The 13,035-nt window shown below is 71.4% G+C and carries 11 protein-coding genes and 1 pseudogene; 6 read left to right on the top strand and 6 right to left on the bottom strand.

Going from position 1 to position 13,035, the window contains the following annotated elements:
* The first annotated feature begins 6 nt into the window (after positions 1 to 6).
* The 3 genes and pseudogenes from ACIBZJ_RS03850 to ACIBZJ_RS03840 all read left to right on the top strand — a co-directional run bounded on the left by ACIBZJ_RS03850 (position 7) and on the right by ACIBZJ_RS03840 (position 3,583).
* Positions 7 to 1,587, top strand: a complete 1,581-nt coding sequence (locus ACIBZJ_RS03850) for a Na+/H+ antiporter (RefSeq protein ID WP_395925139.1) — start codon at positions 7 to 9, stop codon at positions 1,585 to 1,587.
* Between the two features lie 66 nt (positions 1,588 to 1,653).
* Positions 1,654 to 2,523: an alpha/beta fold hydrolase gene (locus ACIBZJ_RS03845; RefSeq protein ID WP_395925137.1), complete on the top strand. Its 870-nt coding sequence runs from the start codon at positions 1,654 to 1,656 to the stop codon at positions 2,521 to 2,523.
* Positions 2,520 to 3,583: pseudogene (locus tag ACIBZJ_RS03840) on the top strand (LLM class flavin-dependent oxidoreductase). The gene ACIBZJ_RS03845 and the pseudogene ACIBZJ_RS03840 overlap by 4 nt, the downstream one beginning before the upstream one ends.
* Here the strand turns inward: ACIBZJ_RS03840 and ACIBZJ_RS03835 are convergent.
* From ACIBZJ_RS03835 to ACIBZJ_RS03820, 4 genes are all read right to left on the bottom strand, one after another.
* The gene (locus tag ACIBZJ_RS03835) at positions 3,549 to 4,541 is read right to left on the bottom strand and encodes a transporter substrate-binding domain-containing protein (RefSeq protein WP_395925135.1); all 993 of its coding nucleotides are present in this window, start codon (positions 4,539 to 4,541) and stop codon (positions 3,549 to 3,551) included. The pseudogene ACIBZJ_RS03840 and the gene ACIBZJ_RS03835 overlap by 35 nt on opposite strands.
* Before the next feature lie 9 nt (positions 4,542 to 4,550).
* Positions 4,551 to 5,330, bottom strand: coding sequence for an amino acid ABC transporter ATP-binding protein (locus tag ACIBZJ_RS03830; RefSeq protein WP_395925133.1), 780 nt, complete (start codon positions 5,328 to 5,330; stop codon positions 4,551 to 4,553).
* Positions 5,327 to 6,199: an amino acid ABC transporter permease gene (locus ACIBZJ_RS03825; protein ID WP_395925131.1), complete on the bottom strand. Its 873-nt coding sequence runs from the start codon at positions 6,197 to 6,199 to the stop codon at positions 5,327 to 5,329. The genes ACIBZJ_RS03830 and ACIBZJ_RS03825 overlap by 4 nt, the downstream gene beginning before the upstream one ends.
* Before the next feature lie 1,445 nt (positions 6,200 to 7,644).
* Positions 7,645 to 8,145: a YbhB/YbcL family Raf kinase inhibitor-like protein gene (locus ACIBZJ_RS03820; protein ID WP_395925129.1), complete on the bottom strand. Its 501-nt coding sequence runs from the start codon at positions 8,143 to 8,145 to the stop codon at positions 7,645 to 7,647.
* Between the two features lie 73 nt (positions 8,146 to 8,218).
* Between ACIBZJ_RS03820 and ACIBZJ_RS03815 the strand changes: the two genes are divergently transcribed.
* Positions 8,219 to 8,851 carry a GntR family transcriptional regulator gene (locus ACIBZJ_RS03815; protein ID WP_395925127.1) on the top strand — a complete coding sequence of 211 codons (633 nt, stop codon included), beginning with the start codon at positions 8,219 to 8,221 and terminating at the stop codon, positions 8,849 to 8,851.
* A gap of 192 nt (positions 8,852 to 9,043) precedes the next feature.
* Here ACIBZJ_RS03815 and ACIBZJ_RS03810 read toward each other — a convergent pair whose 3' ends face one another.
* Positions 9,044 to 10,354 (bottom strand): citrate synthase, encoded by a 1,311-nt coding sequence (locus tag ACIBZJ_RS03810; RefSeq protein WP_395925125.1) that lies wholly within the window; start codon positions 10,352 to 10,354, stop codon positions 9,044 to 9,046.
* A gap of 165 nt (positions 10,355 to 10,519) precedes the next feature.
* Between ACIBZJ_RS03810 and ACIBZJ_RS03805 the strand changes: the two genes are divergently transcribed.
* Both ACIBZJ_RS03805 and ACIBZJ_RS03800 read left to right on the top strand, forming a co-directional pair.
* A complete protein-coding gene (locus tag ACIBZJ_RS03805) occupies positions 10,520 to 10,903 on the top strand; it encodes a hypothetical protein (RefSeq protein ID WP_395925123.1) in 384 nt (127 codons plus the stop codon).
* 72 nt (positions 10,904 to 10,975) lie between these two features.
* Positions 10,976 to 12,559, top strand: coding sequence for a diguanylate cyclase domain-containing protein (locus tag ACIBZJ_RS03800; RefSeq protein WP_395925121.1), 1,584 nt, complete (start codon positions 10,976 to 10,978; stop codon positions 12,557 to 12,559).
* A 22-nt stretch (positions 12,560 to 12,581) separates the two neighbouring features.
* Here ACIBZJ_RS03800 and ACIBZJ_RS03795 read toward each other — a convergent pair whose 3' ends face one another.
* A complete protein-coding gene (locus ACIBZJ_RS03795) occupies positions 12,582 to 13,019 on the bottom strand; it encodes an RDD family protein (RefSeq protein WP_395925119.1) in 438 nt (145 codons plus the stop codon).
* Positions 13,020 to 13,035: the final 16 nt, after the last annotated feature.

Here is a 13,035-nt window from a genome sequence, read left to right as displayed (position 1 = left end):
CCGCGGATGACCGCCCTGGAGCTTCTCGTCGCGGTCGGCCTCGCGATCCTGGTCTGCAATTACGTCGCGCGCCGGATCCGGGTCGCGCCACCGGCCGTGCTGCTCGTCGGCGGGGTACTGCTGGGGTTCCTGCCGCCGCTGCGCGAGATCGAACTGCCGCCCGACGTCGTGCTGCTGCTGTTCCTGCCGGTGCTGCTGTACTGGGAGGCGTTCACCTCCTCGCTCCGCGAGATCCGCGTCAACCAGCGGATCATCGTCCTGACCAGCACGGTCCTGGTCGCGGCCACGGCTGCGCTGGTCGCGGTGACCGCGCACCTGCTCGGCGTGCCCTGGGGCCCGGCCTGGGTCCTGGGCGCGGCCGTCGCCCCGACCGACGCGACCGCGGTCGGCGTCCTCGGCCGCGGGCTCCCGCGCCGCGTCGCGACGATGATGCGCGCCGAGAGCCTGGTCAACGACGGCACCGCGCTGGTCATCTACGGGCTCGCGGTCGCCGTGACGGTCGGCGACGAGCACTTCAGCGTCCCCCGGCTCGGGGAAATGTTCGGCGTCGCCTACGGCGGCGGCATCGCGGTCGGTGCCCTCATCACCTGGCTCAGCCTGCTGGTCCGCCGCCGTCTGCGGGACCCGGCCCAGCACAACCTGCTGGCCCTCGTCACGCCCCTCGGGGCGTACCTGCTGGCCGAGCAGGTGCACGCCTCCGGCGTGCTCGCCGTCGTCGTGAGCGGTCTCTGGGTCAGCCAGGTGTCTCCCCGCCACTTCCCGGCGGACGCCCGGGAGCACGTGCACACCGTGATGACGTTCGTGACGTCGCTGCTCAACGGCGCGCTGTTCGTGCTGATCGGCATCCAGATCCACGGCGCCGTCCGTGGCTTGACCAGCACCGGGCTCACGCGCGGCCTGACCGCGGTGCTCGCGGTGTCGGCAGCGGTGGTGCTCGCGCGGTTCCTCTTCTTCTTCACCAGCCCGTACGTGATCCGGCTGCTCGACCACCGGCCGAAGCAGCGCCGGCTGCGGATGACCGCGAGGCCGCGGACCGTGCTGGCGGCGGCGGGTTTCCGCGGGGCGGTGTCGCTGGCGGCGGCGCTGGCCGTGCCCGAACTGCTCGACAACGGCACGCCGTTCCCCGACCGGGACCTGATCGTGTTCGTGACCGCCGGGGTGATCGCGGTGACCCTGCTCGTGCAGGCGCCGCTGCTGCCCGGCGTCGTGCGCTGGGCCGGGCTGCGCCCGGACGGCCCGGGGGAGCTCCGCCGGGCCGAGATCGCCGCGGTGCAGGCCGCCCTGGACGCTCTCCCGCAGGTGGTGGAACGTCTGCATCCGCCGGATGCGGTCGTCGACCAGGTCCGCACCGAGTACGACCGGCACCTGCGGGCACTCCGCGCCGGCGAAACCGACGACGCCGACGACCGGTCCGCCTCGGACGACGAGACCCAGTACCTCGACCTGCGGCTCGCGCTGATCGCCGAGGAGCACGCGACGATCGTCCGCCTCCGGGACGCCGACGACATCGACGACGACGTGCTCCGCCGGATCCAGGCCGACCTGGACGTGGAGAAGTCGCACCTGGCCCGCCATCGCCCGACGTGACCCGCGGTCGTCCCGGGGCGCCTCGAACGACGTCTGGCGGGCCGATCGGCCCGCTATGTTCGAGTCATGACGATCCTGCGGCTGCCCGACGGGCGGAACCTCGAATACCTCGTCGAAGGCCCCGCCGGCGGCCGGCCGCTCGTCCTGCACAACGGCACGCCCTCGGCGGCCTCCCTCTACGAGCCGATCGTCACCGCCGCCGCCCGCAACGGCCTCCGCGTCGTCACGACGAGCCGCCCCGGCTACGCCGGGTCCACGGCGCAGCCCGGACGCACGGTCGCGTCCGTCGCGGCCGACGTCGCCGCGCTGCTCGACGCGCTCGGCGCGGACCGCTTCCTGACCGTCGGCTGGTCCGGCGGCGGTCCGCACGCCCTGGCTTGCGCGACGCTCCTGTCCGGACGCTGCGCGGCCGCCGCGACGATCGCCGGCGTCGCCCCGTACGACGCCGAGGGCCTGGACTGGCTCGCCGGCATGGGCGCCGAGAACATCGAGGAGTTCGGGGCGGCGGCCACCGGCCCGGCGGAACTCACCGCGTTCCTCGAAGCCCAGGTCCCGGCCCTGGCGAACGTCCGTGGCGACCAGCTCGGCGCCGCGCTCGGCGACCTGGTCAGCGACGTCGACAAGGTGGCGCTCACCGACACGTTCGCCGACTACACCGCGGGCATGTTCCGGGCCGCGGTCTCCGCGGGCGTCGACGGCTGGCGCGACGACGACCTGGCGTTCGTCACCGGCTGGGGCTTCGACCTGGACGCGCTCACCACCCCGGTCGCGATCTGGCAGGGTGCCCAGGACCGGATGGTCCCGTTCGCTCACGGCCGCTGGCTCGCCGACCACGTCCCCGGCGCGACCGTCCACCTCGACGAGGCCGAAGGCCACCTCTCGCTGGTGATCACCGCCTTCGACGCCATCGTCGCCGACCTCGCCACGCACCGGTGACGTTCCTCTGGTACATCCCGAACGAAGCCAGGGCCGGGCACCGCGGCGACGTGACGACCGAGGCCCACAACAGCCTCGGCACGCTCACCGCGCAGGCCAGGAAGATCGAGGAGACCGGCTGGGGCGGCGCACTCCTCGGCACCGGCTGGGGCCGCCCCGACACGTTCACGGTCGCGACCGCGCTCGCCGCCCGCACGACGACGTTCCGGCCGCTGATCGCGGCCCGCCCCGGCTACTGGCACCCGGCCCGGTTCGCGTCCGCCGCCGCGACGCTCGACCACCTCTCCGGCGGCCGGGTGCTGGTCAACGTCGTGTCCGGTGAGGACAGCCCGGCGGCCTACGGCGACCGGCCGGAGGGCCGCGACGCCCGCTACGCGCGGACCCGGGAGTTCTTGCGGATCGTGCGCATGACTCTGGACCGAGGAGAACGTGACGGAGCACGGTGAGCACCACCGCGTCACCGGCTCGACCCTCGCCCAGCGGCCGGCCGCGCCCGTGCCCCTCTACTTCGGCGGCGCGTCCCCGGACGCCGAGCGCGTCGCGGCCGCCGAGGCCGACGTGCAGTTGTTCTGGGGCGAGCCGCTCGACGACGTCCGCGAGCGCATCGCGCGGCTCCGCCGCCTCTCCGCCGAGCTGGGACGCGAGCACGCCCCGCTGGAATTCGGCCTGCGGTGTCACGACGGTCGTCCGTGACACCGGCGACGAGGCCTGGGCCGACGCCGAGGCACGCGTGGCCGCGATGGCGGCGGGCCGGGTGGCCCGCGACAAGGACTGGGGCCAGGCCGTCGGCCAGCAGCGGCTAATCGGCCTGGCCGAGCGCGGCGAGGTCCTCGACGACAACCTCTACACCGCGCCCGGCCGCTACGGCGCCGCCGGGGCCGGCACGACCTGGCTGGTCGGCTCGGCGCCGGAGGTGGCGGCCGCGCTCACCCGCTACCGGGCGCTCGGCGTCACGCATTTCCTGCTCTCCGACACCCCGTACCTGCGGGAGGTCGAGCGGCAGGGCCGGCAGTTGCTGCCGCTGCTCAGGCGTTCGTCAGCGGCAGCCCCGGCGGGTTGATCCCGGCCTTCGTCACGGCCTCGTCGGTCAGGTTCCAGGCGGCGAGCAGCGCGCTGTACTGGCCGTTGTCGATCAGGTAGTTGATCGCGGCGGCGACCGGCCCGATCAGCCCGTTGTCCTTTTTCGTCGTCGCGCAGATCAGGCCCTGCAGAGTCGCGCCGGCACCGGAGAACTGCCCGGCGCTGCGGGTCGCGGCCGGGCTGCCCTGGGATTGGGCGGCGCGGTAGGCGACCGAGGGGTTCGGCGAGAAGTACGCGTCGATCTTGCCGGAGTCGAGCGCGAGCTGGACCGAGTTGTGGTCGGGGTAGCGCTTGACGGTGAGCGTCTTGCCGTCGGCCTTCAGCTTGTTCTGCCACTCGAGCAGGATCTTCTCCTGGTTGGTGCCGGAGTCGACGGCGACGGTCAGCCCGGAGAGGTTCTGGTAGTTGCCGTCGAAGTTCCAGGTGCTCTTGGCCGGCACCTCGAACGCGAGGTTGTCCTTGCGGTAGCAGGCGAAGTCGTACTTCTCCTTGCGCTTCTCGGTGTCGGTGATGTTCGAGAAGCCGGCGGTGTTCTTCCCGCTGTCGAGGCCGACGAACAGGTTGTCCCAGGTGGCGTTGGCCAGCTGCGGCTTCAGGCCGAGCACGGCCGCGACCAGGCGCCCGAGGTCGGGTTCGGACCCGGTCAGCGTCTTCTGGTCCGCTCCGACGTAGCCGAGCGGCGGCGACCCGGACGGCAGGAATCCGAGACCGATCGTGAACGTCCCGCTGTCGCGGATCGCCGCGGGGAGCTGCGCCCGGATCGAGTCGACCTGCGGCACCGACAGCGTGACCTCCCGCGCCGCGCCGTTGGAGAGCGCACCGACGACGACCTGGCCGGGACCGACGTCCGCGGTGCCGGCGGTGTCGTTGCTCGAGCAGGCGGTCAGGACCGCCGCCGCGAGCACCACGACGGCGGCGAGGCGGGTGAATGTGGGCATGCGTCTCCTTCAGAGGACCCGGCTGAGGAACTCAGCCGTGCGGGGATGCTCCGGGTCGTCCAACACCCGCGCGGGTGAGCCCTGCTCGACGACGCGGCCGCCGTCGAGGAGAACGATGAGGTCGGCGACCTCGCGGGCGAAGCCGATCTCGTGGGTGACGACGATCATCGTGGTGCCGGTCGCGGCGAGGTCCTTGATGACGCTGAGCACCTCGCCGACGAGCTCGGGGTCGAGCGCCGAGGTCGGTTCGTCGAACAGCAGGACGCCCGGCCGCAGGGCCAGCGCCCGCGCGATCGCCACCCGCTGCTGCTGGCCACCCGAGAGTTGCCTCGGGTAGGCGTCCGCCTTGTCGGACAGGCCGACGCGGGCCAGCAGGTCGCGGGCCAGCGCCGCGGCGTCGGCCTTCCCGGCCGCGCCGGTCGCGACCGGCGCGGCGGCGACGTTGTGCAGCACGGTCAGGTTGGGGAACAGGTTGAAGTTCTGGAACACGAACCCGATCCGTCGGCGCTGCCGCCGGATCACGCCTTCCGGCAGTTCCTTCAGCCGGTCCCGGTGCCGTCCGTCCGTAATTCTGCGGACGCCGATGAGCTCGCCGTTGATGCTGACGTGACCGACGTCGAGTTTCTCCAGGTGGTTGATCGCCCGGAGCAGCGTGGACTTGCCCGATCCGGACGGCCCGAGGATGACCGCGACCTGGCCCGGTTGCACGGTCAGGTCGACGCCGTCGAGCACGCGGTGGGTGCCGTACCACTTGTGCGCGTTGACGATCTCCACGCCGGCCCCGGTCATCGCGACGTCCCCCGGGCGGAGAACCGCTCGACGTAGTGCTGCACGATCGAGACCAGGCTGATCAGGATCAGGTACCAGACCGTGGCGACCATCAGCAGCGGCACGATGTCGCCGGGGTACGTGCTGCCGAGCGACTCGACCGAGCCGAACAGGTCCAGAAGAGATACGTAGTAGACCAGCGACGTGCCCTTGACGAGGCCGATCAGCAGGTTCACGTACGGCGGGACGATCGCGCGCAGCGCCTGCGGGAACACGATGCGCCGGAACTGGTAGGCGCGCGGGAGTCCGAGCGCCGACGCGGCCTCGTGCTGACCCTGGTCGACCGAGAGGAACCCGCCGCGCACGACCTCGGCCGCGAACGCCGATTCGTTCAGGCTGATGCCGACGACCGCGATCGCGAGGTCGGTCGCGAGTCGCTGCTCGTTGAACGTGAACAGCGCCGGGCCGAACGGGACCCCGAGGCTGAGCGTCTGGTAGAGCGCCCCGAAGTTGTAGAGGATCAGCAGCAGGACGATCAGCGGGATCGACCGGAACAGCCAGATGTAGGCCCAGCTGACCGCGTTGAGCACCGGGTTCTCCGAGAGCCGCATCAGCGCGAGCACGATGCCGCCGATCAGCGCGAACACCGCGCTCAGGGCCGAGACCTTCAGCGTGATGACGAGTCCGTCGAGGATCACCGGCCGGAGGAACCAGTAGCCGAAGCGGTCCCACTGGAAGAACGGGTTCGTGATCAGCCCGTGCACGACCTGCGCGACGACCACGAGCACGATCGCGGTGGCGATCCACCGTCCTGGGCGCCGGAGCGGCAGCACCCGCTGCGCGGTGAGCGGTGTCGCCTCCACCGCCGGGCGGTCCACAGTCTCTGTCATCGGCACGTCTCCACACGTCGACTTAGGACTGGGATATAACTAGCGGGCTCGATAGTTGTCAATGCCGATGGGATTACTAGGTATTGGGGGTTGGGTGGGCCGGGGGTGGTGAAAGGTTTTGGTGGCGGCCTTGGTGGGGTGGGTTTGTGCTGGTGGATGGTGCTGTGAGCGTGTGGCGTCAGCCGCCGTGCTGACGGGCGTGCGGGCCGTGCCGTGCGGTGCCGAGCCGTGCGGTGTCGTGCCGAGCAGTGCCGTGCGGTGCGGTGCGGTGTCGTGTCTGCCGGGACGGGGTGTCGCGAGCGGTCGCCGGGCGGGTCGGTCTGGCGGTGTTGGGGGCGCGCTCGTGGCGGCCGGTTCTCGAGCGTTGTGGGTATGCGGGCTCTGAGGGGCTGCGGGGGTGCGCGGGCTCTGGGGGCTGCGGCGGCCGGCGGGGAGGCGTTGCTGTGCGGGCGCCGGGGGAGTCCGTTATGGCTAGAGGCGCTCTGGGCGAGGTTGGCGGGATGGTGCCGACCGGCGGTTGCCCTGGATGTGGGGGCCGCCGCTGGCGTGTGGCTGCCGTGGGCACTGCGAGGAGCGCGGCGGTGACGGCGCTGCCGAGCCGGTCGAGCGGGCTCCGCCGGTTCCGACGAGGTTGGCTCCGCCGGTTCCGGCGAGTGGGCTCCGCTCGGTCCGACTCGGTCAGGTGCCTTGCTCCGGCCGAGCCCGTCCTGGCTGCGGCGAGGAACGGCGGGAGCTCGGGTCCGTCAGCGCTGGTCGAAGTCCGGCCGATGGCGCGCCAGCAGCCGACTTTCGAGGAGCGTCAACAGGGTCGCCCTAGGCTGGCCGGTTCCGGCCGCTCCGCCCCGGGCGCGCAGAGCTGATCCGGGCGCGGGGCCGGGCCGCGGAGGCGTAGGCGCCGACGCCGACGAACAGGCCACGGCCGGGATCACGACCAGGAAGCTGCCCACGCCCGCCCGCCGGCGAACCGTCCAGAAAACCGCGAGGAGCCAGCGCCCAAGCCCAGGGGCTCGGGCGTCAAGAAGCCGTGCCAGTCGCCGGCGCAGAGGCGAAAGCGCGCCGCAGCGAGCGCGCCGCAGTATCGGACTCGGGACCCGGGACCCGGGACCCAGGACCCGGGACCCGGGACCCAGGACCCAGGACGGCAGGACGGCAGGCCGGCAGGCCGGAGGGGTTCCCCGCCGTTCCAATTCGGATACCTAAGGTAGGCAGTTCCGCCGCGCCACGCGGGGAGCGCCGCCGGTCCGACGCATACCTAAGGTAGGCATCCCATGCGCCAGGCCGATCCTCCGCCGGTTCGGATTCACATACCTAAGGTAGGCATCTCAAGCGCCGCGCAGGGCCTCGGCCGCCTCCGATTCACTTACCTAAGGTAGGCATCCCGAGGCGCCGCGCGGAGACCGTGTCACCCTCCGAATCGCTTACCTCAGGTAGGCAAATCCGAACGGTCAGGCCGGGTTCTCGGCCGTCGCGGTCAACACCGCTCGGGCGAGGACGTGGCCGGCGATCAGGAAGCCGAGCATCGCGGGCGTCGCGTCGGCCGGGACGCCGATCTGGTCGACGTCGAGTGCGGACACCACCACGAAGTAGCGGTGCGGTCCGTGGCCGGGCGGCGGGGCGGCGCCGAGGAAGCGAGCGACCCGGGCGTCGTTGGGTAGCTGGTAGGCGCCGGCCGGGAGTCCGGAGCCGGTGTCGTCGCCCGCATCCTCCGGCAGGGACGTCGCCGCGGCGGGGAGGTCGGCCACGGCCCAGTGCCAGAAGCCGGAACCGGTCGGCGCGTCCGGGTCGTACATCGTGACCGCGTAGCTCTTGGTGCCCTCGGGCGCCCCGGTCCAGGACAGCTGGGGTGACACGTCGTGCCCGAGTGGTAGCTCGCCGCCCATCGTCGTGCTGGTGAGGCTGAAGGTGGCCGCCTCGGGTAAGCGGGCGAACGGATCGTTGCCGGTCATGTGAGTTCCTCTCGTCAAGATCGACCGTATCACTAATAATCGATTATCTGGACGATGGTCTATCGTGACCGGCATGAGTTTGTCAGGCCGCGTGTACACCGATCTTCGGAACGCGATCCTGCTGGGTGAGTTCGCGCCGGAAGAGGCGCTCAAGCCGCAGGAGCTCGCCCACCGGCACGGCGTCAGCCTGGCGGTGGTGCGCGAAGCTCTTGTCCGACTGGTCGGGGACGGGCTGGCCGACCGCCTGCCGAACCGGGGATTCGCGGTGCCGGGCCAGTCCGATCGGCGCTGGCAGGAGATCGCCGAGGCCCGCCGGACGGTCGAGCCGGCCGCGTTTCGGCTGGCCATCACTCGCGGGGACCTCGAGTGGGAGACGCGGGTGCGGGCGACGCACCACCGGCTCGCGCGGACGCAGGCGTACGACGGCGAGCGTGTGAGGGTGGAATGGTCGGAGGCGCACCGGGCGTTCCACCGGGCGCTGCTCGACGGGTGCGGCAACGCGGTGCTGCTCGATATGTTCGATCGGTTGTGGCTGGCCGGGGAACTGGCCCGTCGCTGGTCGGCGCACGGCAACCCGAACCGGGACGCTCTCGCCGAGCATCTGGCGCTGGAGGAGGCCGCGCTGGCCCGGGACGCCGACACCGCCGCCGCGCTTCTCGACCGCCACCTCGGCGCAACCGCCGCCGCACTCCGCGACCACGACTAACCGCGCCCACGCGGGGCCGCCCCGGCCCCGCGCCCACCCGCGGCCCCACAACGGCCTGCGGCCCCGCGCGGCCTCCCGGCTACCCGCGGCCCCGCAACCTAGAACACCGGGCCGAACCCCGCGGCCGACGTCAGCGACGCGGCGCCCGGCGTGTCACAGACGCATCCGTGCACGCCGGGCCGCACCGACCAATCAGCGCTTCTCGAACGGGAGGTAGTCGCGCTCGGTCGCGCCGGTGTAGATCTGCCGCGGGCGGCCGATCTTGGTCGCCGGGTCGTCGATCATCTCGCGCCACTGAGCGATCCAGCCGGGCAGCCGGCCCAGCGCGAACAGCACCGTGAACATCCGGGTCGGGAAGCCCATCGCCTTGTAGATGAGCCCGGTGTAGAAGTCCACGTTCGGGTACAGCTTGCGCTCGACGAAGTAGTCGTCGGAGAGTGCGATCTCCTCGAGCTCCATCGCGATGTCGAGCATCGGATCGGCGCGGTGCATCTGCTCGAGGACGTCCCGGGCGGCCTTCTTGACGATGGCGGCCCGCGGGTCGTAGTTGCGGTAGACGCGGTGGCCGAAGCCCATCAGACGGGTGCCGGCCGACTTGTCCTTGACCGCCCGGACGAACGCCTTGACGTCGCCGCCGTCCTCGTTGATCCGGTTGAGCATCGTCAGCACGGCCTCGTTCGCGCCGCCGTGCAGCGGTCCGAACAGCGCGTTGACGCCCGCGGAGACCGAGGCGAACAGGTTCGCCTGGCTCGACCCGACCAGCCGCACGGTCGACGTCGAACAGTTCTGTTCGTGGTCGGCGTGCAGGATGAACAGCATGTCGAGCACCCGGGCCCGGACCGGGTCGATCTCGTACGGGGTGGTCGGCAGGCCGAACGTCATCCGGAGGAAGTTCTCGACGTACGAGAGCGAGTTGTCGGGGTAGAGCGTCGGGTGGCCGATCGAGTTCTTGTACGAGTGCGCCGCGATCGTGGGCAGCTTCGCGAGCAGGCGCACCGTGGAGATCTCGACCTGGCCGGAATCGAACGGGTCGAGCGCGTCCTGGTAGAACGTCGACAGCGCGCTGACGCCGGACGACAGCACGGCCATCGGGTGCGCGTCGCGGGGGAAGCCGTCGAAGAAGCGCCGCATCTCCTCGCGGATGAGCGTGTGCTCCTTGATCGAGTCGGTGAACTCGGTCAGCTCGGTCTCGGTCGGCAGGTCGCCGTGGATCAGCAGATACGCGACCTCGAGGAACGTCGACTTCTCGGCGAGCTGCTCGATCGGGTAACCGCGGTAACGCAGGATGCCCGCGTCGCCGTCGATGTACGTGATCGCGGACGTGCAGGACGCGGTGTTGACGAAACCGGTGTCGAGCGTGACCTTGCCGGTTTTCGAGAGGAGTTTGCCGATGTCGAGACCGTCGGCACCCTCGGAGGCCTCGCGCACCTCTAGGGGAAGGCTGTCTTCGCCGAAACGCAGCGTGTAAGCGGGCTCGGGCTGCAGCGATCGAGCTTCCGTCATGGGTCCTCCCGGAAGATGGTGTCGAGCGGGGTGGTGCACGAACACCGGACTAATCGACGATCGCTGTCCAGAGTTGCAGGTCGGGGGCGGACCGGGCCATATCCGGGTACCCAGGTGTGACGGGCGCCGCATCCGGGAACTCGGGACGGTCTACTGTGGGCGGTCATGAGAGTCCGGTTCGCTCGGTGGCTCCCGGTGACGTTTTCGGTGGTCGCAGTAGTGCTGCTAGTGGTCGATTTTGTGCTTTTACTCGACGAACCGGGCGCCTTCTACCCGGTGCTGGCCGCCGTCGTCGTCGCAGTGCTGGTCGCCGTCATGTACGTGCGGCTGCCGTGCGTGGTGCTGACCGACACGCAGATCAGAGTGTTCAACGGTGTACGTCTCACCACGGTTCCGCTGCGGCCGCGCGACCGGATCGTGGTGGACGGGAGCCACCTGGTCGTCAAGAAGCCGGGCGGGGACGAACACCTGGAGGCCTACCGGCTCTACGCCAACGCGGAGGATTGGGAGCGCCTGGTCGAGGCCGGTCGCCGCCGGGGCAAGACCTAGCGAGAGTCGGACAACCCGTCGCGTTCTGACAGATCGGTCAACGCGCGGGCGCGGGTGCCGATGAGGTAGCTCGTGGGAAAGCGGGGGCGAGCGGGGCTGGCGCTGGTCGCTGCCGTGATGCTCGCCGGTGCCCTCGTCACGTTCGGCGCGTACGACGCGGTCGACCGGGCCGAGAACGACTACGCCGGGCAGGTCATGGACCGCTACGCGGACGGGATCGCCGGGGCGGTCAGCGACCGGACCGGGCGCTACGGCGAAACGCTGCAGAGCCTCGCGTCGTCGGTCGGCGCCCAGTCGGAACTGCGCGGCGACGACTTCACGAAAATCACCGCCGGCCTGGAGACGAGCTGGCTCACCGGCTCCGCCGGAATCGGTTTCGCCGTGCCCGCCAGCACTGCCCAGGTGCCGGCCCTCCAGCGGAGGTGGCGCTCCGGCGGGGCCACCGGCCTCACGCTGCGCCCGTCGCCCGGCGCCACCCGCCATGCCTTCGTCGTCTTCGAACGTGCTTTCGATGGATACTCCGGCCTGCCCGGCGTCGACCTCGCGCAGCGCGCCGAACCGGCGCTCGCCCTGCGGGAGGCGCAGCAGTCCGGCGCGCTCGCGATCAGCCCCTCGTTCCCTCTGATCCAGGACCAGGCGGTCCCGCCCGGCGTCCGGGAGAACTCGGTGCTGTTCGTCGTGCCGGTCCACTCCGGGCTCGGCTCGACCGCGCCCGACGTGTTCATCGGCTGGATGGTGATGCCGGTCCGCGGCCAGGACTTCCTGGCCAAGACGCTGCTGGACCGCAGCCAGGGAGCCGTGCACGTCCGCCTCACCGAGGCCGGTGGGAGGGTCCCGGTGATCTCCACCGCCTCGCCGGGCATCCGCGTGCACGACGACGAGCTCGTCCGGCATCGCGTCCTCGTGCTGGGACAACGGAGGTGGGAGCTGACGACCTGGCCCACCACCCGCCTGCTGGCGGCCACCGACCGGGGGATGAGCCGCTTCACGCTCGCCGCGGGAGCCGCACTGACGCTCATGCTCGGGGTGCTGACCGGCGCACTGGCCGGTAGCCGGAGCCGCGCGTTGCAGCAGGTCGATCAGGCCACCGCCGCCCTCCGGCTCGACATCGCGCGGCGCAAGCACGTCGAGGCCCAGCTCCGCGAGCGGGAGCAGGAGCTGCACCATCTCGCGTTCCACGATCCGCTGACCGGCCTGGCCAACCGGACGCTGTTCTACGACCGGCTGATCCACGCGCTGGACATCCATGCCCGCAGCGGCGGCCTGCTCGCCGTGCTGTTCATCGATCTCGACGGGTTCAAGCAAGTCAACGACCGGCTCGGGCACGGGGCCGGTGACCTGGTGCTGCTCGAGGTCGGCGAGCGGCTGCGCAACGGGCTACGGGCCGTCGACACCGTCGCCCGGTTCGGCGGTGACGAGTTCGCGATCCTGCTCGAGGGCCTCACGACCTCGGCCAACGCCCGGACCGCCGCCGAGCGCGTCCTCGCCGACGTCCAGGAGCCGATCGACATCGACGGAGACCGGGCCTGGGTGTCCTCCAGCGTCGGCATCGCGATCGGCGCCCCCGGCGCCCGCGCCGACGACCTGATCCGCGAAGCCGACGCGGCGATGTACGAGGCGAAGAACACCGGAAAGAACCGGTACGTGGGGGCCTGAGACCCGAGCCCGGGCGGACGTGTCAGAGCGGCTGCGGCGTGACCAGCGTGTCGGCCAGCTTGTCGTGCAGGCCCTGGCGGCGGGGGTCGTTGAGGATCACCAGCACCATCAGCACGCCGATCACCGGGATCACGAAGCTGACGATCACGCACGCCTCGCGCAGCAGCGCGCGCCGGAGTGTCAGCAGGGTGCCGTCGGTGCGGGCCACCCGGAGGCCGCACAGGCGCTTGCCTGCCGTGGCGCCGCGGGGGAGCACCAGCCAGACGACTCCCCAGACGACGAGCACGAGCGCGTCGAGCCGGGCGTCGGCCGCGACCGTGGTGAAACCGTAGAACGCGCCGAGCCAGACACCGAAGTCGATCGTCCGTGCGGCCACCCGCCGGACGAGCGGGGCCGGGCGCCCGGCCGGCGAGGCCTCGGGCGTGAGCTCGGCCCACACCGTTTCGTCGACTTGTCGCACACGACCCACCACGAAT

Origin of the sequence: Cryptosporangium sp. NPDC051539, from assembly GCF_044454545.1 — a bacterium.
In the GTDB taxonomy this organism is placed as follows: Bacteria; Actinomycetota; Actinomycetes; order Mycobacteriales; family Cryptosporangiaceae; genus Cryptosporangium.
Note: the sequence above shows the minus strand (reverse complement) of the source record. Positions and strands in the feature narration are given on the sequence as shown.